Raw genomic sequence first — 19,261 nt, forward strand, 5'->3', positions numbered from 1 at the left:
CGATCGGGCCCGTGCCGACGCCGAACGGCCCTGGTCGGCAAGGCCCGTTCAGTAGGGGCGGTGTACGCCGTCCAGGGAACGTCCGCCGATGAGTTCGCGTCCGGTGAGCAGCTCCGGGTCGATACGCAGGAACACCTCCTGCGGCGCCGGCGCCCAGGAACGCGGTCCGGTCCGCAGCATCCGCGTGTGCTCGGCGGGGTCGGTCACGACGGCGGCCGCTCCCATGACCACGACGCTCCACCCCGAGTGCGTGGCGGCGTCGACGTCGTCGGCCTCGAAGGCGACCAGCGCTCCGTCGACCGCGCGCACCAGTTCCGAGAAGGCCGACGTGCGCACCAGCACCGCGCCGTCGTGGTCCAGGCAGAAGTTGACGGGCAGAACGGCGGGCAGCGCGCGCCGTGTGTACACGATGCGCCCCACAGGCACGGTGACCAGCAGGCGCAGACACTCCTGCCGGTCGAGTTCGCGGAATCCGTCGTTGGCGTCCATCTGCCTTCTCGTCTCTCACCTGATGAATGGGATGCGCCGGTTTCGTCGTCGAGCCGTGCGAGCCGTGAGGGGGTCGGCCGGAGACCCGGCGGCCGCCTGTCCGCCCGCGCGCAGCCGGCTCAGACCGTGATGCGGCGTCCTGTGACGGCGTACGGCTCGATGCGCACCCAGACGTCACGCCGGCCGCCGGCCCATGGCGTGCTGTACGCACGCCGCGCGAGCAGTTGCGCCTCGCCGAGGTCCGTCACCAGGCGCGCGTGGCCGCGCACGAGTACGCTCCAGCCCTGGCTGAACGCTTCGTCGATGCGGTCGATCTCGAAGGCGACGGGGCAGCCGGCCGCAAGGGACGGCGTGGCGCCCTGCGCGGTCCTGAAGACGATCGTGCCGTCGACGACGCTGTAGTTGACGGGGACGATCACGGGGCCCTTGTCGGTGGGCACCGCGAGCCTTCCGACACCGTGCGTGGAGAGCAGATCGCCGCACTCGGTCCTGCTCAGCTCGGTGAACTCGGGCGAGTGCCCGGCCAGTCCGGGACCCGGCGGCCGGTCGGCGTTCCCACCGGTGAGCGACGGGAGCGTGGTCTCCAGGGCCCCCGCCAGCCTGAGCAGCACGCCGTGGCTCGGCGAGGCGTCGGAGTGCTCCTCCAGGTACCTCAGGTAGCCGGGCGCCATGCCCGCCCGGTCGGCCGTCTCCTCGCGCGTCAGTCCGAGCTGGGTGCGGCGGGTGGCGAGCCGGCGGCCCAGATCGCCCGACGGCGTTCCCTCCGGCGCCTTCGCCGTGTGTTGTTCGGTCATGACCTGTCACGTCCTCTCGTCAGGCCGCCCGGACAGCGACCTCCTCGTGCGACTGCTCGCCGAGGACCACCTTGAGCGCGCCGGTGTCGGCGGCCCGGGCGAAGACGTCGTACGCCTCCTGCATGCGGTCCAGGGGGAAGGTGTGGGTGACCAGCTGCGCGGTGGGCAGCCGGCCCGCGGCGGCCATGCGCAGCAGGGTGGGCGTGGAGTGGGTGTCGACCAGGCCGGTGGTGATGGTCACGTTCTTGATCCACAGGTCTTCCAGGTGCAGCGTGGCCGGCTTGCCGTGCACGCCGATGTTGGCCACGTGCCCGCCGGGCCGCACCATGCGCGTGCACATCTCGAAGCTCTCCGGCGCCCCGACCGCCTCGATGACCACGTCCGCGCCGAGCCCGTCGGTGAGATCGGCGATCAGCTGCTCGGGGTCCTCGTGGGCGTCTGCCACCGCGTCGGCGCCGAGTCGTCTCGCCGCCTCCAGCCGGGACGCGGCGAGGTCGACGACGACGATCCGCTCGGGAGCGAACAGGCGCGCCGTGGCGATCGCCGCGAGGCCGATGGGCCCGGCCCCGACGACGGCGACCGTGTCGCCCGGTCGTACCCGGCCGTTGAGCACGCCCACCTCGTAGGAGGTCGGGAAGATGTCCGCCAGCAGGACGGCGTCCTTGCTCTCCACCGCGCTGGGCAGGGCGTGCACGGACAGGTCGGCGTAGGGGACGCGCACGTACTCGGCCTGGGCGCCGTCGATCAGGTGGCCCAGGATCCAGCCCCCGCCGCCCCTGCACTGGCCGTAGCTGCCGTCTCGGCAGTAGCGGCAGCGGCCGCACGCGCTGATGCAGGAGACCAGCACGCGGTCGCCCGGACGGACGGTCCGGACGTCGCCGCCGACCTCCACGATCTCGCCGACCGCCTCGTGGCCCAGGACCGTGCCCGGACGCACCTCGGGCACGTCGCCCTTGAGGATGTGCAGGTCCGTGCCGCAGATGGTGACGGTGCCCACCCGCACGATGGCGTCGGTGGGCTCCTTGACGTCGGGGTCGGGAACGTCCTCCCAGGCGGACTGCCCGGGGCCGTGGAAGACGAAGCCTTTCATGATGCTCTTCACCGTCCCTTCTCCGGTTGCAGAGACTGCCCAACACATCCAGATTGTCGCCTTTCCCCTCGATCCGCTTGGGCCGTCCGGCCCCCATCGCCCGCCCGGACGGTCCTCCGATCAGGTGGGACCACGGCGGGGCCACAGGACCGGCTGAACGCACGACGACGCGGAAAGGGTGCGCTCCTCTCAGGCTCGGGTCAGCGCGCCGGCGACGGCTTGGGCCCACGTCTCGATCGCGCCGAAGTCCCGGAAGTCTCCGCCCTTGCCGGAGCGCAGGATCATCCCGGCCATCCGGCCCCTGGCGCCTTCCTCCAGGCGTCCTCCGAAGGTGACGTGGTCCCGGACGCCCATGCGGTCCATGGCCCGCCGCACGCCCCGCACCGGCGGGATGTCCCGCTCGGATGCCGAGGCGTCGAGCGGACCGCTGCTGAAGAACCACACCGGACGCTCCGCGAGGGGGACGCGGTTGCGGCGGACGAACCGCCGCGCGTCCTTGTGCCAGCGCCCCGCGTAGAGCGCGCCGCCGACCACGACGGCGTCGTAGCGTTCCACGCCCGCCACGGACCGGGCCGGCGTCGACTCGACGGTCAGCCCGGCCTTGCGCAGGACGTCGGCGACGGCTTCGGCGATCTCCGCCGTGGATCCGTTCGTCGTTCCGTAGGTGACCAGCACGGTGTCGGTCATGGTGGTCCGCCTCCCTTCACAGTCGGCGCGGCCGGCCGTCGGCCGCGCCGTGCGTCGCGCCCGCCCGTTCCTCGGCGTGCGGGCGAGCGTCGTCCGGCCGGTGAGCGAGACAGCCGACCGCGCAGGGCTTTCGCCACCTCGATCGTCCGGCGCGGCGGAGGAGGAGCCCATGGGCTGCACGGGGGCCGCCGGGGGCCGGTCGGCCCCCGGCCTCCGCCGACCGGCCCCCGCCGGCCCCGGGCGTCACCGGGCTCACGGCACGGGCGGCCGGTGCGGCCGAAGCCGTTGACGCCGACGCTTACGGTCATGGCGGCGGGTTCCTTCCGGACGGTGAGTGGCGGGTGAGGGGCGGGTCAGCCGTTCCAGGTCCAGTCGGCGACCTCGGGCAGGTCGGTGCCGTGCTCACGGATCCAGGCCTGGTGCCGGGTGCGTGCGTCGGCCATGTGCTGGCGTACGGCGGCGGCCCGCACGGCGAGGCCGGGGACGCGGTCGACGACGTCCATGACGAGGCGGTAGCGGTCGAGGTCGTTGCGGACGACCATGTCGAACGGCGTGGTCGTGGTGCCGGACTCCTTGTAGCCGCGGACGTGCAGGTTCCCGTGGCCGGTGCGGCGGTAGGCGAGGCGGTGGATGAGCCAGGGGTAGCCGTGGTAGGCGAAGATCACGGGCTTGTCGGTGGTGAACAGGCCGTCGTACTCGAAGTCGCTCATCCCGTGCGGGTGTTCCTCACGCGGCAGCAGCCGGGTCATGTCGACGACGTTGACCACGCGGACGCCGAGGTCCGGCAGGTGCCGCCGGAGCAGCTGGGCGGCGGCGAGCACCTCCTGGGTCGGCACGTCGCCGGCGCAGGCCAGCACGACGTCCGGCTCACCGCCGTTCTCCGTGCCCGCCCACTCCCAGATCCCGGCGCCGCGGGCGCAGTGGGCGCGGGCTTCGTCCATGGACAGCCAGTCGAAGCACGGCTGCTTCCCGGCCACGACGACGTTGACGTAGTCGCGGCTGCGCAGGACGTGGTCGGCCACCGACAGCAGGGTGTTGGCGTCCGGCGGCAGGTAGACGCGCACGACGTCCGGGCTCTTGTTGAGGACGTGGTCGACGAAGCCGGGATCCTGGTGGGAGAAGCCGTTGTGGTCCTGGCGCCAGACGTGCGAGGTGAGCAGGTAGTTGAGGGAGGCGATGGGAGCGCGCCAGGCCAACGCCCTGGAGGTCTTGAGCCACTTGATGTGCTGGTTGACCATCGAGTCGACGATGTGGACGAACGCCTCGTAGCAGGAGAACAGTCCGTGCCGGCCCGTCAGCAGATAGCCCTCCAGCCAGCCCTGGCAGGTGTGTTCGGAGAGGATCTCCATGACCCGGCCGTGGTGTTCGAGATGCTCGTCGACCGGAAGATGTTCGGCCTGCCAGGCCTTTCCGCTGACGTCGAAGACGGCCTGGAGCCGGTTGGAGGCGGTCTCGTCGGGTCCGACCAGCCGGAAGTCGCGGCGCCCGCCGGTGTCCTTCATCACCCGGGCGAGGAGGTCGCCGAGAACCCGGGTGGGCTCGTGCAGGGTGGCGCCCGGCTTGTCGACGGGCACGGCGAACTCGTCGAGCGCGGGCAGGGGAAGGTCGCGGACGAGCAGGCCGCCGTTGGCGTGCGGAGTGGCGCCGAGCCGCTGGGCGCCGTCGGGGACGCAGGCGAGGACGTCGGCGACAGGCCGTCCGTCCTCGCCGAAGAGCTCCTGGGGCCGGTACGAGCGCAGCCACGTCTCCAGCTGGCGGAGGTTCTCGGGGTTCTCCCTGACCCCGGCCAGGGGGACCTGATGCGCGCGCCAGGTGCCCTCGACGGGGACGCCGTCCACCTCGGCGGGGCCCGTCCAGCCCTTCGGCGTGCGCAGCACGATCACGGGCCAGTGCACGCGTTCGGTGACGCCGTCCTCGCGTGCGCTCCGCTGCATCACGGCGATCCGGTCCAGGGCGTCGTCCATCGCCGCCGCCATGGCCCGGTGCACCTGGACCGGGTCGTCGCCGGTCACGTGCAGGGGCTCGTGGCCGTATCCCCGCAGCAGCTCGTCGAGTTCGGATTCCGGGAGCCGGGAGAGCACCGTCGGGTTGGCGATCTTGTAGCCGTTGAGGTGCAGGATCGGCAGGACCGCTCCGTCGTGCGCGGGGTCGAGGAACTTGTCCGAGTGCCAGGCGGCGGCCAGCGGCCCGGTCTCGGCCTCGCCGTCGCCGATCACACAGGCGACCAGCAGGTCCGGATTGTCGAAGGCTGCGCCGTAGGCGTGCGAGAGGGAGTAGCCGAGCTCGCCGCCCTCGTGGATGGAACCGGGCGTCTCCGGGGCTACATGACTGGGCACACCGCCGGGGAAGGAGAACTGCCGGAAGAGCCGGGCCATGCCCGCGCCGTCCCGCGGCACGTCCGGGTACGTCTCGCTGTAGGAGCCCTCCAGCCAGGAGTTGGCCAGGACGGACGGACCTCCGTGGCCCGGACCCCAGACGCACAGGGCGTCGATTCCGCGTGCCTTGATCACCCGGTTGAGGTGGGTGTACACGAGGTTGAGGCCGGGCGAGGTGCCCCAGTGGCCGAGCAGCCGGGGCTTGATGTGCTCGGGCCGCAGGGGCTCGGTCAGCAGGGGGTTGGACATCAGGTAGATCTGTCCGGCGGCCAGGTAGTTGGCGGCCCGCCAGTGTGCGTCCAGGGTGCGCAGTTCCTGGTCGGTCAGTACGGTGGCGTCCTGGTGTTCGGTCTTGGGCATGGTGGGCTCCGGGAGTCGTCGTCGGCGTCGGGTCATGGGGCGGTCTCGGGCGGAACGGGGTCGATCGGGCGGCGCGGACCCGGCGGGAGGGGCACGGGGGCGAACCGCCGCTCGCGCGGGCCGAGTCGGTGGAGCAAGGGGCGGAATCGAGCGTCCTGCTCCCGGTCGGCGGCGGCCTTCGCGGAACGGGACGCGGCGGGACGGGCCGAGCGGCCGGCCGTCTCGTTCACGCCCGCTCGGGCACGACGGCGACGGCGCAGGCGCAGTGGTGCAGGAGCGCGTGGGCCACGCGCCCCAGCTGGAGCCCCAGGTGTGCCTGGTTGCGGCGGGCGCCGACCACCAGCAGGTCGGCCTCGCGCGAGGCGTTCAGCAGAACCCTCCGGGCCGGGCCCTCGACCGTGCGCCGGTGCAGGTCCACGTCCGCGGGGGTCTCCTTCAGCGCCCTGTCCAGGACCTCGGCGGCGTGCTGTTCGTGCAGCCGCGCGGGTTCGCCGGCGAGCAGGGGATGGTCGGTGGTCTCGTGCGCGGGGCGCCGCCAGGCCCGCACGGCGTCCAGGCTCGCACGGCGCAGCCTCGCCTCCTCGACGGCGAAGCGCAGCGCCGCGGAGTCCGCGCCCTGCTCCCCGACGCCCACGACCACGCGGCGGTGCGCGCCCGCTCGGACGTGGTTGTCGTTGCCGGGGCGCACCACGATCACCGGGCAGTCGGCGTGCGCGGCGACGGCCAGACTCACCGAGCCGAGCAGCGTCTCCACGATGCCGCTGCGACCGCGGGTGCCGAGCACCAGCGCGCAGGCGCCGCGCCCCTCACGGACGAGCGCGTACTCGGGCTCCTCCGGCAGCACGTCGGTGGAGATCCCGACGCCGGGCTGCCGCCGCCGGGCGCGCTCCGCGGCCGCCCGCACAATGTCCTCGGCCAGCACCTGCTCGGACGGCTTGTCGACGTCCTCCGCGAGGGACTCGCCCTCGTAGCGCTCCCAGAGGGAGGCGTACACCAGCCGCAGCGGGACCCCGCGCAGGGCGGCCTCGTCGGCCGCCCAGTCGGCGGCCCGCAGGCTCGGCTCCGAGCCGTCCACGCCCACGACGATCGGCAGGTCCATGGTCCTCACCGTCCCGAGCCGAGGTCGAACACGATGCGGGCCTTGACCTCGCCGCGCAGCACCTCGTCCATGGAGTCGTTGACGGAGGCGAGCGGGCGGGCTTCGTAGACGACCTCTGTGCGGCCCGCCGCGTGCAGCTGGAAGACCTCGGCGAGGTCCTGCCGGGTGCCGACGATCGAACCGATCACCGAGGTGCCGTTCAGCACGGTGTCGAAGACGGGCAGGTGGACCGTTCCGTGCGCGGGCAGAGCCACCATGACGAGCTTGCCGCCGCGCCGCAGCCCGGCGTTGACGGCCTCGAAGGCCGCGTCGTTCACCGCCAGCGCGATGGCGGCGTGCGCGCCGCCGTGCCGCTTGAGCACCGCTGCGACGTCCTCCTTGCGGGCGTCGACGACGATGTCCGCGCCGAGCTCCGCGGCCAGCCGGAGCTTGTCGTCGGTGACGTCGATCGCGGCGACGGTCGCGCCGGCGATCTTCGCGTACTGCACGGCCAGATGACCGAGCCCGCCGATGCCGGAGATCGCGACGAGCTGGGCGGGCCTGACGCCGGCCACTTTGAGCGCTTTGTACGTCGTGACGCCCGCGCAGGTCAGCGGGGCGGCTTCCAGGGCGGTGACGCCGTCGGGCACCGGCTGCGCGAAGTCCGCCCAGGCAAGCATCTTCTCGGCGTGTGCGCCGTCGCAGCCGTAGCCGGTGTTGATCTGCTGCTCGCACAGGGTCTCCCAGCCGGACAGGCAGTGCTCGCACCGCCCGCACGCCCGGCCGAGCCAGGGCACGGCGACCCGCTGTCCGACGGACAGGTGGGTCACGCCCTCGCCGAGCGCCTCCACCAGGCCGACGCCCTCGTGCCCCGGGACGAACGGCGGCTTCGGCTTGACGGGCCAGTCTCCGTGCGCCGCGTGGATGTCGGTGTGGCACAGCCCCGACGCCTCCACCCGGACGCGGACCTGGCCGGGGCCGGGCCGCGGGTCGGGGCGTTCCTCGATCACCAGAGGCTCACCGAACGCTCGTACGACCGCTGCTTTCATGGTTCTCTTCTCCTCGCACGTGATGGGAGCGACCCGGGGCTGGTCAGCCGTGGGGGACGACGGCCACGGGGGCCGCGCAGTGGTGCAGGACGGCGTGCGTGACGTGACCGATGTGGGCGCCCGACGGGCTGCGGCGGATCCGCCGGCCCACGACCACGAGGGAGGCCTCGCGTGCGGCGTCCACGACGTGGACGGCCGCGCTGCCGTAGCGGGACTCCTCGACGACCGCCACGTCCGGGAACTTCCGCCGCCAGGGCCGCACCGCGTCGGCCAGGGCCTCGGCGTCGGCCAGGGCCAGTGCCTCGTGCAGCGCGGGGTCGGCGGGCGTGCCGTAGGCGTAGTAGGGCGGCGGGTTCCAGCCGTGGACGATCCGCAGGGACGTCGCCCGGCGCCTGGCGGCGTCGAAGGCGAACTCGATCAAGGTCTCGTCGGGATGCTCGACGTCGAGCCCGAGGACCACGGGCAGGAAGGGCGTCGCGGCGGAGGGGACGCCGACCGGGTCCGGCTCGTGCTCGTCGGCGGCCACTTCCAGTGCCCGCACCAGCACGACGGGACGATCCGCTTGCGCGATGGCGGACAGACCGACCGAGCCGACCATGAACCCGCCGAGACCGCCCAGCCCGCGCGAGCCGAGGACCAGCAGTTCGGCGCTCTTCGCCGCCTCGGCCAGCGCGTCGGCCGGATGACCGGACACCTGCTCGGTGCACACCTCGACGCCGGGGTGACGCAGCCGGAGGCCCTCCGCGGCTTCCCGGGGGACCCGTTCGGTCCAGTGCTGGTGGGTCTCCGCGCCCAGAAGCGGCGCCTGCGCCATGGGCTCCGGCACCGGCTCCCAGACGTGGACGATCTTCAACGGCAGGTCGCGCAGCTTCGCTTCGCGGGCCGCCCATTCCGCGGCGGCCCGGCTCTCCCGCGAGCCGTCGAGACCTACGGTGATGGTGCGGAGCATGATCTCCACCTCCTGGGGCGAGGGATCCGATGTCCAGAGTCGTCTTCGGGCGGTGCTGCGTGCAGGGGCCACTGGTCCCGGATCGGGGCCGACGGACCCCTGCACGGCCCGGCGCGGCGGGCCCGGCGCACGGCCCGGCGCGTCGCCGGTGCTCAGCGCAGCCAGCTGTGGTCGCGGACGAAGGGCAGCCCGGCCCAGGTCCGGCCCGCTCCCAGGGTGTCGCCGGCGGCGGCGGCCAGGACGATCAGGGCGACGGCGTAGGTCAGGTGGTAGTCGGCGAACGGGTTCGTCGACATGCTCGCCGAACCGTCCGAGAGGTGCCTGGCGGGTGTTCCTGCGCGACGACGGCAGGTGGAAGCCGGGGCTCCGGTGCGGGTGCTCGTGAGCGGCCAAGGTCAGCTTCCCTTCGAGGACGGTCGCGTCATCGCCTGACGTGAAGGACTCTCGTCCTTCAGGAGGGTCTGCGCCGGATGCCGAAGGTCTGCGCCCGTGGGCCGAACGGCCCTGTGCACGCGGGCCGTTGGGCTCGGGCCCACCGCGGACGCGCCGGTCGCGGCGGGAGGTCTCGCACCTGGCCGCACAGCGGAGGATCATGAGGGCAGACGACGGAAGGCGGCAGATGTCCAAGGGTTCGGCCAGGCGCGTCGCGAAGTGGCGCCGGCTGGTGCCGGGGCTCGTCGCCCTGCTCGGTTACCGCCGTGGGTGGCTCACGGGGGATCTGCTCGCCGGGGTGACCGTGGCCGCGTACCTGGTGCCGCAGGTCATGGCCTACGCGGGGGTGGCGGGGCTGCCCCCGGCGGCCGGTCTGTGGGCGATCCTCCCGGCGCTCGGGCTGTACGCCCTGTTCGGTTCCTCCCGCCTGCTGTCGGTCGGCCCCGAGTCCACCACCGCCCTCATGACGGCCACGGTGGTCGCGCCGCTCGCCGCCGGCGACCCCGGGCGTTATGCCGCGCTGGCGGCGGCCCTGGCGGTCACGGTCGGACTGCTGTGCCTGGTCGCCCGGGCGGTGCGCCTGGGCTTTCTGGCGGACCTGCTCTCCCGCCCGGTGCTCATCGGATACCTGGCGGGCGTGGCGCTCATCATGATGGTGGACCAGCTGCCGAAACTCACCGGGGTGCGGACGACCGGCTCGGAGTTCTTCCCGCAGTTGTGGTCCTTCGTCACCCACACGGGGGACGCACACCTCGCCACCGTCATGTTCTCCGCGGCGGCCCTCGTGTTCCTGTTCGTCCTGGCCCGATACGTCCGGGTCGTGCCCGGTCCGCTGGTGGCGGTCGTCCTCGGCACGGCCGCCGTGGTGGCCTTCGACCTCGACGACCGGTACGGACTCAAGGTGATCGGCGAGATCCCGGCCGGTCTGCCGGGTCTCGCCCTGCCGGACCTGGGCGAGCTGCCGCGTCTCGTACTGCCCGCACTGGGTGTGCTCCTGGTGGCCTACACCGACTTCATCCTCACCGCGCGGGCCTTCGCCGACCAGGACGACGAAGGCCCAGGGCTCGACGCCGACCAGGAGTTCTTCGCCCTGGGCGCCGCCAATCTCGGCGCGGGGGCGCTGCACGGCTTCCCGGTGAGCAGCAGTGCCAGCCGCACCGCGCTGGCCTCCTCGGCGGGCGCGCGCAGCCAGGCGTACTCACTGGTCGCGGGCGCCGTCGTGCTCGGCGTGCTGCTCTTCCTCAGCCCCCTGCTGGCCCGCACGCCCTCCGCCGTGCTCGGCGCACTCGTCGTCTACGCCGCGGTCCGGATGATCGACCTCGCGGGCTTCCGCCGGCTGGCGTCCTTCCGGCGCCGGGAACTGCTCCTGGCGCTCGGGTGCCTCGCCGGAGTGCTCGCCCTGGACATCCTGTACGGAGTGATCGTCGCCGTCGGTCTGTCGGTGGCCGAGCTGCTCACCCGGGTGGCCCGCCCGCACGACGCCGTCGAGGGACTCGTCCCCGGCCTGGCCGGAATGCACGACGTCGAGGACTATCCCACGGCTCGCACGATCCCCGGTCTGCTGATCTACCGCTACGACTCGCCGCTGTTCTTCGCCAACGCGGAGAACTTCCGGCGCCGTGCGCTGGCCGCCGTCGACGAACAGAGCGACCCGGTGCACTGGTTCCTGCTCAACGCCGAGGCCAATGTGGAGGTGGACATCACCGCCCTCGACGCCGTCGACGCGTTGCGCCGCGAACTCGCCCGCCGCGGGGTCGTGTTCGCCCTCGCCCGGGTGAAGCAGGACCTGTGGGACGACCTGAGGGCGTACGGCCTGACCGACTCGGTCGGCGAGGAGATGGTCTTCCCGACGCTCCCGACGGCCGTGGCCTCGTACCGGGCGTGGCTGGACCGTCAGTAGGCCGGCACCCCCCGCTCCAGCTCGTCGGTCGTGATCACCGCGGGGAGTCCCGCTCCCCCTCCGGCTGCGGCTCCGATCACGTCCTCGTCCTCGTCCCGGTCCGGGGTCCGTGCGGCTCCCGGCTCACCGAGGCCACGAAAGCAGGTGCCTTTCGGGCCGATCGACGGGCCGGGTGGCCCATACCTCCCCTCGAAGCCGTGGCGCACAGTGGCAGTGGAAGTCCGGACCCCCGCGAGGGAGAGGCCATGAACACTTGCCCCACCGCCGGCATGCTGCGCTCGCTGTCCGCCGATCACCGCGAGCGGCTCATGCGCGTCGCCCACGAGGTGTCCGTCCCGCAGGGAACGCGCCTTTTCGAGGAGGGCGGGCGCGCAGACCGGTTCTGGATCATCCGCACCGGCCGGATCGAACTCGACACGCGTGTCCCCGGCCGCCGGCCGGCCGTCGTCGAGAGCCTCGGCCACAACGAACTGGTCGGCTGGTCCTGGCTGTTTCCCCCGCAGGTGTGGCACATGGGCGCCGAGGCGACCACACCGGTGCGGGCCTACGAGTTCGACGCCGCGGCCGTCCGGCTCATGTGCCGGGAAGACCCTGCTCTGGGCCGCGACGTCAGCCAGTGGGTCGGCCGGGTCCTCGCCCATCGGCTGCGCTCGACCAGGACGCGACTGCTGGACCTGTACGCCCCGTACGGCGCCGGCAGCACCGTCTGAACGGCTGAACCCGCTCGGGAAGAACGACGAAGGAGCGGCCATGTGCGCGTGCGGGGGGCGGACGGCGTCGTGAAGCTCGCCGGACAGGTCCGGGACACCTCCCCGGTACCGGTGGCGGCACGGTTGATCCGCGCCGTCGAGGGCGTGGTGGACGTGTGCTTCGACCTCACACGCCAGGCAGACCCGACCGGGTCGGGGGACACGCTCGCGGACGACGACACGCGGTGGTGCGCGGCGCGCCGCCGTCTCATCATGGTGGGGCGTCCGGCCCCGTCCTCCGTCGGAGGAGGGGCCGGTCGGCCCCTGGTGCCTGCGGCCCGGGCGAGTGATGATCGACGTCAAGGACAGCCCGCAACCTGTCCGCAACAGGGGAAGCAAGGGGACGCGATGCCGGAGCCACGCACTTTCACCGAGCAGCACCCGATCCGGGTGTTTCTGCTGGACGACCACGAGGTCGTCCGTCGCGGCCTGGCCGACCTCCTCGACGCCGAGCCGGACATCTCGGTGATCGGCGACGCGGGCACCGTCGACCAGGCGCTGGTGCGAGGCCCCGCGCTGCGCCCCGACGTCGCCGTCCTCGACGTGCGTCTGCCCGACGGCGACGGCATCTCGGTCTGCCGGGAGCTGCGCAGCCAGATGCCGGAGCTCGCCTGCCTGATGCTGACCTCGTTCGACGACGAGGAGGCCCTGCTCGACGCGATCATGGCCGGCGCCTCGGGCTACGTCCTCAAGCAGATCAAGGGATCCGACCTCGTCTCCGCGGTCCGCACCGTCGCCGCCGGCCAGTCGATGCTGGACCCATCGACCACGGCCCGCCTGATGCGCTCGCTGCGCGCCGACCCCGCGGAGAGCCCGGCCGTGCCGTCCGAGCTGGCGGGCCTGTCACCGCGCGAGAGGGACATCCTGGCCCTCATCGGCGAAGGGCTCACCAACCGCGAGATCGGCAAGAAGCTCTACCTGTCCGAGAAGACCGTCAAGAACCACATCTCCCGTCTGCTGGCCAAGCTGGGCGTGCAGCGCAGGGTCCAGGCCGCGGTCCTCGCCTCCCAGTTGGAGCAGCCGCAGGCGGGCGAACACCGGACCGGATGACCTGGACCGGCCCGCATCCGCGCGTCGTGCGGTGGCGATCCGACGGCGTGACGAGACATGAGTCAGGGGAAAGCGGAAGGGGCCCGGCGACGCCGGGCCCCTTCTTCTCGTAGCGGGGACAGGATTTGAACCTGCGACCTCTGGGTTATGAGCCCAGCGAGCTACCGAGCTGCTCCACCCCGCGTCGGTGATGCCACTCTACACGGTGGCGTCATCCGGGCCGGCGCGGGGTGGTGGGCGACCGTGTCAGCTCCGCACGATGTTCTCGGCCTGAGGACCCTTCTGCCCCTGGGTCACGTCGAACGTGACGGGCTCTCCCTCCGTCAGCTCCCGGTAGCCGTTGCCGGAGATGCTGGAGTAGTGAGCGAAAACGTCCGGTCCGCCGCCGTCCTGGGCGATGAACCCGAAGCCCTTCTCGGAGTTGAACCACTTCACTGTGCCGCTGGCCATGCTGCTCGTCCTTCGATTCTCGCCGGGTCGCCGGCTGGTCTGAGTGCGGGGCCGTCCACGACGGGACGGCGCCCAGCGTCCGCTCTTCCCCGCCGGCGGAACGGTTATTCGACGTCCTCCGGGCGTCGCACCCGGGGCGCCGGGCGCGGGCCGGGGCGACCCGGCGGTCGGATCCCGGGCGTCATCAGCGGCGATGCGCGGGGACGGCCCCCGGTTCTGCGGCGCCGACGGGCGCGCCGGGCGCCGTCGCCGTCACCCGGACGGGCTCGGCCATCCGTATGGCGCCGCCCTCACGAGGCCCCGTGTGGACAGCGCGCCGGACCGCGCCCACCGTGAGGGACCCGGTCACGTGGATCCGCCGCCCGTACGGGCGGGCGAGGACGTCCTTCGGTCCCCTCCCGGCGCCGGGTCGGCCGGTCCGGGCAGCCCGCCGGAACCGGCTTCCGGGACGGAACGTCCGGGGGACGACGGGCTGCTCTCGCCGAGGAAGCCGCCCGACTGGTGCTGCCACAGTCTGGCGTAGGCGCCGTTCGCCACGAGCAGTTCCTCATGCGTGCCCTGCTCGACGACGCGTCCGCGGTCGAGGACGACGAGACGGTCCATGCCGGCGACGGTGCTCAGACGGTGGGCGACCACGAGGGCCGTGCGTCCCTCCATCAACCGCCACAGGGCGTCCTGGACGAGGAGTTCGCTCTCCGAGTCCAGCGCGCTGGTCGCCTCGTCGAGCAGCAGGATCGGGGCGTCGCGCAGGATGGCCCTGGCGAGGGCGACGCGCTGACGCTGGCCGCCCGACAGCTTCACTCCCCGCTCCCCCACCAGGGTGCCGAAGCCGTCGGGGAGCTGATCGGTGAACTCCGTGACGTGCGCGGCGGCGGCCGCGGCGTGGATCTCCTCGTCGGTGGCGCCGGGCCGGGCGAACGCGATGTTGTCCCGCAGGCTGCGGTGGAACATGGCGGGTTCCTGCGGGACGTAGGCGATCAGTGAGCGCAGGTCGGTCTGGCGCAGCCGGCTGATGTCCTGCCCGCCGATCAGGATGCGTCCGTGGTCGATGTCCGACATCCGCAGCAGGAGCCGGGTGAGCGTCGTCTTGCCGCCGCCGGACCGCCCGACCAGACCGACCCGTGCGCCTGCGGGAACGTCCAGGTCGAGGCCCTGGAAGATCGGCTTCGCGCCGGCATGGGCGAAGGACACCGCATCGAAGCGGATGCCGGTGTCCCTCGGTGCGAGCGGTTCGGGCTCGCTCGGGTCGAGCACGGTGGGCGGGTCCAGAAGCAGCTCGGTGAACTGCGCGGCCTCGGTCATGGAGCTTTCCAGACGCCGGTAGATCTGGTTGAACTCGAACATGATCTGGGTGGCGTTGGAGTAGTAGGTGAACGCGACGACGACCTCCTCCACTCCCTGGCCCGGACCACCGAAGACGATGGCGACCAGCAGTCCCAGCACGTTGGTGAGGACGGACATGGGGGCGATCAGGGTGTCGACGCGCAGATTGCCGTAGTCCCACGACGTCAGCGTCAGACGCCGGGAGTCCGCGACGCGGTCGCGGTGCTCGTCGGCCTCCCGTCCCTCGGCGGCGAACGCCCGGATGGTCTCCATGTTCACGATGCTGTCGGCGACGTGGCCGGAGACCCGGGCGAACGCCGCCTCGCGCTCGTTGACGAGCCTCTGCCGGCGACGGATCAGAGGTGTCGCGGCCACCACGGTGAGCGCGATCATCACGAGAAGGCCGGCGACGAGCATCGGTGCGTAGCTCCACAGCACCACGGCGCCGAACACCAGCGGGACGAGACTGCCCACGATCCGGTACGTCACCGTGTCGACGAAGTCCTCGAAGCGCTTGCCGAAGCTCAGGACCCGTTTGGTCAGGGAGCCGGCGAAATTGTCGTGGAAGAACGCCGCGTCCTTGGCCAGGAGTTCGTCCATGCCGTTGACGTAGAGGTGTTCCATGCCGAGGGCGTCCACGCGGTTCAGGCAGTGCTGCCCGACCCGCCACACGGCCTCGGCGAGCAGCAGTGTCACGCCGAAGCCCGCCACGTAGGGCAGCGCCGAGCCGAGGGTGAGACCGCCCGCGTCGGCTGCCTGTCCTGCCAGTTTGGCGATCAGCAGCGGGGCGATGTAGCGGGTGCCGATGTTGCCCAGGGCCGGCAGCAGCAGCGCGGGCAGTGCCAGCCGTCGCAGTCGCAGCATTTCCCGGCCGTAGTGGCGCAGCGCCAGAAGTACCGCGCTCCTGCCCGGCGTCGGCGCTCGTGTGTCCGTCGTCCCCATCACGCTCCCGGAGGTTAGGAAGTCGGAAGTGTCCCGTGATGGGAGGTCCTCGGTCCAGGCATTTACCGCGGACGGGCGAGAATCGGACACCTTGCGGTTCGGGCGGGCAGCGAGCCCCGCGAGGTCTCACGCACGCAGGTTCAGTCGCTGGACGGCGAACAGTTCCAGGTGGGCGCAGTTCGGGCAGCGGAAGGCGTCGACCTGCCATTGGGGCAGGCCCCGCGTCCTGGCTATGCCCATGGCGCCCCGTTCGAGGAGGCCGCCGAACCATCGCGCATACCCGCGGGCTCCGCTGCCGCTGTCGCTGACGAAGCCCTGCTCAAGCCCGATCCGACCGCATTGGGTGCACCGCATGGTGTTCATCGGGGGAGTGTAAGCGAGGGTGGGCCCGGCAGCCCGGCGGTGCGCGGGTCTCGTTTCGCAGGCCTCCTGCGCAGCCTGCCGGGCCTCGCCCCCTGCCCCTCAAGCGGGCCGGTCGGCCCGAAGCGGCCCCGGCCCTCGACCTGTTGGCCCTCGGCGGCCGCGCCCGCGTTCCGGACTCCTCGGCGGCAGGCCGACGGGCGGGGCCACGGAAGGTGGGGCAATGGATCACTCCGTCCCGCACTCCGGGTAACGTCAGGGTATGAGTCATCCGCACCCCGAACTGAAAGCCGCCCCTCCCCTTCCCGAAGGAGGGCTGCGAGTCATCGCCCTGGGCGGCCTGGGTGAGATCGGCCGCAACATGACGGTCTTCGAACACGCCGGCAAACTGCTCATCGTCGACTGCGGTGTGCTGTTCCCCGAGGAGACCCAGCCCGGCGTGGACGTGATCCTGCCGGACTTCACCTCGATCCGGGACCGCCTGGACGACATCGTGGCCATCGTCCTCACCCATGGCCACGAGGACCACATCGGCGGCGTGCCGTACCTGCTGCGCGAGCGGCGCGACATCCCCGTCGTCGGTTCCAAGCTGACGCTGGCGTTCCTGGAGGCCAAGCTCAAGGAACACGGCATCCGGCCGCGCACCGTACGCGTACGGGAGGGCGACCGGCGCCGCTTCGGCCCCTTCGACTGCGAGTTCGTGGCGGTCAACCACTCCATCCCGGACAGCCTCGCCGTCGCGATCCGCACCGCGGCGGGCATGGTGCTGCACACCGGCGACTTCAAGATGGACCAGTTCCCCCTCGACGACCGCATCACCGACCTGCGCGCCTTCGCCCGCCTCGGCGAGGAGGGCGTGGACCTGTTCCTCACCGACTCCACCAACGCCGAAGTACCCGGCTTCACCACCTCCGAGCGTGAGCTCAACCCGGCGATCGAGCAGGTGATGCGCACCGCGCCGCGCCGGGTCATCGTCTCCAGCTTCGCCAGCCATGTGCATCGCATCCAGCAGGTCCTGGACGCCGCCCACCAGCACGGCCGCAAGGTCGCCTTCGTCGGCCGGTCGATGGTCCGCAACATGGGCATCGCCCGTGACCTGGGCTATCTGAAGGTGCCGTCCGGTCTGGTCGTGAGCACGAAGGAGCTGGAGAAGCTCCCGGACCACAAGATCACTCTGGTCTGCACCGGCTCCCAGGGCGAACCGATGGCCGCGCTGTCGCGGATGGCCAACCGCGACCACCAGATCCGCATCGGCAAGGGCGACACCGTCCTGCTCGCCAGCTCCCTCATCCCCGGCAACGAGAACGCCATCTACCGGGTGATCAACGGACTCACCCGTTGGGGCGCCCACGTGGTCCACAAGGGCAACGCCAAGGTGCACGTCTCCGGGCACGCCAGCGCCGGCGAGCTCGTCTACTGCTACAACATCGTCAAACCGCGCAATGTCATGCCCGTGCACGGTGAGTGGCGCCACCTGCGGGCCAACGGTGACCTCGCCATCCGTACCGGTGTGGACCCCGACCGGGTCGTCATCGCCGAGGACGGCGTCGTCGTCGACCTCGTCGACGGGCGCGCGTCCATCACCGGCAAGGTCCCCGCGGGCAACGTCTACGTGGACGGCATGGAGGTCGGCGGCGCCACCGAGGCGTCCCTCAAGGACCGCCTCACCCTCGCGGAGGAAGGCGTGGTCACGGTGGTGGCCATCGTCGACGCGGACACCGGCGCCCTCGCCGAGGCCCCGGACTTCCTGGCCCGGGGCTTCGTCCACGACGACAGCACCTTCGAGCCGGTCATCCCCGTCATCGAGAAGACCCTGGCCACCGCCGCCGAGGAAGGCGTCGGGGACGCGCGCCAGCTCGAACAGCTCGTCGCCCGCGCCGTGGCGAACTGGGCCTTCCGCACCCACCGCCGCAGGCCGCTCATCATCCCCGTCATCATCGACGCCTGAGGCGCGAGGTCGGGCAGGACAGCCGGCAGCCGTCCCCTCCTCCGCCCCGTCGCGGACGGGGCGGAGGAGGGCTACGCGGTCAGGCCGTGGCGGGCGCGCCGAGCATCGCGGACGCCCGCTGCACCGAGCTGAGGACGCCTGCGGGCGCGGGCGCGGCCTCGGGGAGGGTGCGGCAGGTGAAGCCGAGCTGGGCCATGGCCCGGGAGACCTCGGCGGCGCTGAAGTCACGGCGGTCCTGACGGGTGATGATCTGGCCGACCTGCTTGACGGGGTAGTGGCGGCGGCCGATGGTCACGGATTCGCCGGTGACCGGTTCGGGCTTGACGCCCTTCATCGATTCCAGCACGCCGCCCTTGGTGAGATCGAAGGGGAAGCGGGCGATGACGCAGCGCATGTGGCCTCACAAGGGAGAAGGGAAGAGCGAACGGTCCGTGGTCGCCGAGCAGGACGCGGCGCGCCGGGGGCGCTCGGCGACCGGTGCCGCGCGTCGGGACGAGGAGGCCGAGGGCGAGGATCCTGCCGGAACCGGTGCGGCCGCGGCCCAGGACGTCCCGGCTCGCGAGGGAGTTCGGCGGTTCATGCGCGACCTTCCTCGACGGGGCGCATCTCAAGGAATTCCCGCAGCGATGAGCGGCATGCGGAATGACGAGAATGGACCGACGGCGGAAAAAGAAAGCAGAAAGGGTGCAGCTGGGGCCCGCACCCCGAAGGATGCGGGCCCCAGCTACGGTATGCGCGCGGCGTCAGGCCGGAACGATGTTCTCGGCCGTCGGGCCCTTCTGGCCCTGCGCGATGTCGAAGGTCACCTTCTGCCCCTCGAGCAGCTCACGGAAGCCCTGCGCGGCGATGTTCGAGTAGTGGGCGAACACGTCCGCGCCGCCACCGTCCTGCTCGATGAAGCCGAAGCCCTTTTCCGCGTTGAACCACTTCACGGTGCCAGCAGCCATGTCATATCTCCTTCGGGGCAGTGCATCGGCATCCGCACTGCACGGATGCCGTGTCGCCGCGATGATCACCCCGCCCGGAAAATGACCGGAAATACAAAAGCGCTCCCGCCGTAAAAATTCCGGCGGGGGCACTTGAAGTTTCGGGAACCACAACTGCAACTGAGATCGACAGTAGCACGCTGAAACGGCCTGCGCACGTTACACAATTCCACTCCGCCCATTGTGCCAAAAACTCTCACCGCATGATCCGTCAAACTCTGACTTCGCGGGAACAGATATTGAGTCACTC

The 19,261-nt window shown here is 71.8% G+C and carries 18 protein-coding genes, 1 tRNA gene and 1 pseudogene; 5 read left to right on the top strand and 15 right to left on the bottom strand.

Annotation, left to right across the window (positions count from 1 at the left end):
- Positions 1–48: 48 nt before the first annotated feature.
- From Sri02f_RS09645 to Sri02f_RS41120, 9 genes are all read right to left on the bottom strand, one after another.
- Positions 49–489, bottom strand: coding sequence for a pyridoxamine 5'-phosphate oxidase family protein (locus Sri02f_RS09645; protein WP_109000676.1), 441 nt, complete (start codon positions 487–489; stop codon positions 49–51).
- Between the two features lie 119 nt (positions 490–608).
- Positions 609–1,283, bottom strand: a complete 675-nt coding sequence (locus Sri02f_RS09650) for a helix-turn-helix domain-containing protein (protein WP_109000677.1) — start codon at positions 1,281–1,283, stop codon at positions 609–611.
- 19 nt (positions 1,284–1,302) lie between these two features.
- On the bottom strand, positions 1,303–2,373 hold the full coding sequence (locus Sri02f_RS09655; RefSeq protein ID WP_109001002.1) for a zinc-dependent alcohol dehydrogenase family protein: 1,071 nt from the start codon (positions 2,371–2,373) through the stop codon (positions 1,303–1,305).
- A 189-nt stretch (positions 2,374–2,562) separates the two neighbouring features.
- On the bottom strand, positions 2,563–3,060 hold the full coding sequence (locus tag Sri02f_RS09660) for a flavodoxin domain-containing protein (protein ID WP_109000678.1): 498 nt from the start codon (positions 3,058–3,060) through the stop codon (positions 2,563–2,565).
- A 353-nt stretch (positions 3,061–3,413) separates the two neighbouring features.
- Positions 3,414–5,795: a phosphoketolase family protein gene (locus Sri02f_RS09665; RefSeq protein WP_109000679.1), complete on the bottom strand. Its 2,382-nt coding sequence runs from the start codon at positions 5,793–5,795 to the stop codon at positions 3,414–3,416.
- A 226-nt stretch (positions 5,796–6,021) separates the two neighbouring features.
- A complete protein-coding gene (locus Sri02f_RS09675; RefSeq protein WP_109000681.1) occupies positions 6,022–6,894 on the bottom strand; it encodes a universal stress protein in 873 nt (290 codons plus the stop codon).
- Between the two features lie 5 nt (positions 6,895–6,899).
- Entirely contained in the window at positions 6,900–7,922 is a 1,023-nt protein-coding gene (locus tag Sri02f_RS09680) for a zinc-dependent alcohol dehydrogenase (protein WP_109000682.1), read from the bottom strand.
- 43 nt (positions 7,923–7,965) lie between these two features.
- Positions 7,966–8,871: a universal stress protein gene (locus Sri02f_RS09685; protein WP_109001003.1), complete on the bottom strand. Its 906-nt coding sequence runs from the start codon at positions 8,869–8,871 to the stop codon at positions 7,966–7,968.
- Between the two features lie 152 nt (positions 8,872–9,023).
- Complete coding sequence (locus tag Sri02f_RS41120) at positions 9,024–9,167, bottom strand: hypothetical protein (RefSeq protein ID WP_159106686.1); 144 nt, start codon at positions 9,165–9,167, stop codon at positions 9,024–9,026.
- Between the two features lie 323 nt (positions 9,168–9,490).
- Here Sri02f_RS41120 and Sri02f_RS09690 point away from each other — a divergent pair, with 323 nt between their 5' ends.
- From Sri02f_RS09690 to Sri02f_RS09700, 4 genes and pseudogenes are all read left to right on the top strand, one after another.
- Positions 9,491–11,203: a SulP family inorganic anion transporter gene (locus Sri02f_RS09690; RefSeq protein ID WP_109000683.1), complete on the top strand. Its 1,713-nt coding sequence runs from the start codon at positions 9,491–9,493 to the stop codon at positions 11,201–11,203.
- 245 nt (positions 11,204–11,448) lie between these two features.
- Positions 11,449–11,913: a cyclic nucleotide-binding domain-containing protein gene (locus tag Sri02f_RS09695; RefSeq protein ID WP_109000684.1), complete on the top strand. Its 465-nt coding sequence runs from the start codon at positions 11,449–11,451 to the stop codon at positions 11,911–11,913.
- A 36-nt stretch (positions 11,914–11,949) separates the two neighbouring features.
- Positions 11,950–12,057: pseudogene (locus Sri02f_RS44415) on the top strand (CBS domain-containing protein); the annotation flags it as partial.
- A 243-nt stretch (positions 12,058–12,300) separates the two neighbouring features.
- Positions 12,301–13,002: a response regulator gene (locus Sri02f_RS09700; protein WP_109001004.1), complete on the top strand. Its 702-nt coding sequence runs from the start codon at positions 12,301–12,303 to the stop codon at positions 13,000–13,002.
- A gap of 110 nt (positions 13,003–13,112) precedes the next feature.
- Here the strand turns inward: Sri02f_RS09700 and Sri02f_RS09705 are convergent.
- The 4 genes from Sri02f_RS09705 to Sri02f_RS09720 all read right to left on the bottom strand — a co-directional run bounded on the left by Sri02f_RS09705 (position 13,113) and on the right by Sri02f_RS09720 (position 16,080).
- A tRNA-Met gene (locus tag Sri02f_RS09705) sits at positions 13,113–13,186 on the bottom strand.
- Positions 13,187–13,248: 62 nt separating this feature from the next.
- Positions 13,249–13,452: a cold-shock protein gene (locus tag Sri02f_RS09710; protein WP_109000685.1), complete on the bottom strand. Its 204-nt coding sequence runs from the start codon at positions 13,450–13,452 to the stop codon at positions 13,249–13,251.
- 345 nt (positions 13,453–13,797) lie between these two features.
- A complete protein-coding gene (locus Sri02f_RS09715) occupies positions 13,798–15,717 on the bottom strand; it encodes an ABC transporter ATP-binding protein (protein ID WP_109000686.1) in 1,920 nt (639 codons plus the stop codon).
- Between the two features lie 126 nt (positions 15,718–15,843).
- Positions 15,844–16,080 carry a hypothetical protein gene (locus Sri02f_RS09720; RefSeq protein WP_174855616.1) on the bottom strand — a complete coding sequence of 79 codons (237 nt, stop codon included), beginning with the start codon at positions 16,078–16,080 and terminating at the stop codon, positions 15,844–15,846.
- A 259-nt stretch (positions 16,081–16,339) separates the two neighbouring features.
- On the opposite strand from Sri02f_RS09720, the gene Sri02f_RS09725 reads away from it, so the two are divergent.
- Positions 16,340–18,025 (top strand): ribonuclease J, encoded by a 1,686-nt coding sequence (locus tag Sri02f_RS09725; protein WP_109000687.1) that lies wholly within the window; start codon positions 16,340–16,342, stop codon positions 18,023–18,025.
- Positions 18,026–18,104: 79 nt separating this feature from the next.
- Here Sri02f_RS09725 and Sri02f_RS09730 read toward each other — a convergent pair whose 3' ends face one another.
- Both Sri02f_RS09730 and Sri02f_RS09735 read right to left on the bottom strand, forming a co-directional pair.
- Positions 18,105–18,419, bottom strand: coding sequence for an SCO5918 family protein (locus Sri02f_RS09730; RefSeq protein WP_109000688.1), 315 nt, complete (start codon positions 18,417–18,419; stop codon positions 18,105–18,107).
- A gap of 349 nt (positions 18,420–18,768) precedes the next feature.
- Entirely contained in the window at positions 18,769–18,972 is a 204-nt protein-coding gene (locus Sri02f_RS09735) for a cold-shock protein (RefSeq protein ID WP_023586116.1), read from the bottom strand.
- Positions 18,973–19,261 lie beyond the last annotated feature (289 nt).

Origin of the sequence: Streptomyces rishiriensis (assembly GCF_003112535.1) — a bacterium.
Classification (GTDB): domain Bacteria; phylum Actinomycetota; class Actinomycetes; order Streptomycetales; family Streptomycetaceae; genus Streptomyces; species Streptomyces rishiriensis.

Coding starts and splice junctions, on each gene's coding strand:
- Sri02f_RS09645 (WP_109000676.1), bottom strand. CDS start 489: ATGGACGCCAACGACGGATTCCGCGAACTCGACCGGCAGGAGTGTCTG.
- Sri02f_RS09650 (WP_109000677.1), bottom strand. CDS start 1,283: ATGACCGAACAACACACGGCGAAGGCGCCGGAGGGAACGCCGTCGGGC.
- Sri02f_RS09655 (WP_109001002.1), bottom strand. CDS start 2,373: ATGAAAGGCTTCGTCTTCCACGGCCCCGGGCAGTCCGCCTGGGAGGAC.
- Sri02f_RS09660 (WP_109000678.1), bottom strand. CDS start 3,060: ATGACCGACACCGTGCTGGTCACCTACGGAACGACGAACGGATCCACG.
- Sri02f_RS09665 (WP_109000679.1), bottom strand. CDS start 5,795: ATGCCCAAGACCGAACACCAGGACGCCACCGTACTGACCGACCAGGAA.
- Sri02f_RS09675 (WP_109000681.1), bottom strand. CDS start 6,894: ATGGACCTGCCGATCGTCGTGGGCGTGGACGGCTCGGAGCCGAGCCTG.
- Sri02f_RS09680 (WP_109000682.1), bottom strand. CDS start 7,922: ATGAAAGCAGCGGTCGTACGAGCGTTCGGTGAGCCTCTGGTGATCGAG.
- Sri02f_RS09685 (WP_109001003.1), bottom strand. CDS start 8,871: ATGCTCCGCACCATCACCGTAGGTCTCGACGGCTCGCGGGAGAGCCGG.
- Sri02f_RS41120 (WP_159106686.1), bottom strand. CDS start 9,167: ATGTCGACGAACCCGTTCGCCGACTACCACCTGACCTACGCCGTCGCC.
- Sri02f_RS09690 (WP_109000683.1), top strand. CDS start 9,491: ATGTCCAAGGGTTCGGCCAGGCGCGTCGCGAAGTGGCGCCGGCTGGTG.
- Sri02f_RS09695 (WP_109000684.1), top strand. CDS start 11,449: ATGAACACTTGCCCCACCGCCGGCATGCTGCGCTCGCTGTCCGCCGAT.
- Sri02f_RS09700 (WP_109001004.1), top strand. CDS start 12,301: ATGCCGGAGCCACGCACTTTCACCGAGCAGCACCCGATCCGGGTGTTT.
- Sri02f_RS09710 (WP_109000685.1), bottom strand. CDS start 13,452: ATGGCCAGCGGCACAGTGAAGTGGTTCAACTCCGAGAAGGGCTTCGGG.
- Sri02f_RS09715 (WP_109000686.1), bottom strand. CDS start 15,717: ATGGGGACGACGGACACACGAGCGCCGACGCCGGGCAGGAGCGCGGTA.
- Sri02f_RS09720 (WP_174855616.1), bottom strand. CDS start 16,080: ATGAACACCATGCGGTGCACCCAATGCGGTCGGATCGGGCTTGAGCAG.
- Sri02f_RS09725 (WP_109000687.1), top strand. CDS start 16,340: ATGAGTCATCCGCACCCCGAACTGAAAGCCGCCCCTCCCCTTCCCGAA.
- Sri02f_RS09730 (WP_109000688.1), bottom strand. CDS start 18,419: ATGCGCTGCGTCATCGCCCGCTTCCCCTTCGATCTCACCAAGGGCGGC.
- Sri02f_RS09735 (WP_023586116.1), bottom strand. CDS start 18,972: ATGGCTGCTGGCACCGTGAAGTGGTTCAACGCGGAAAAGGGCTTCGGC.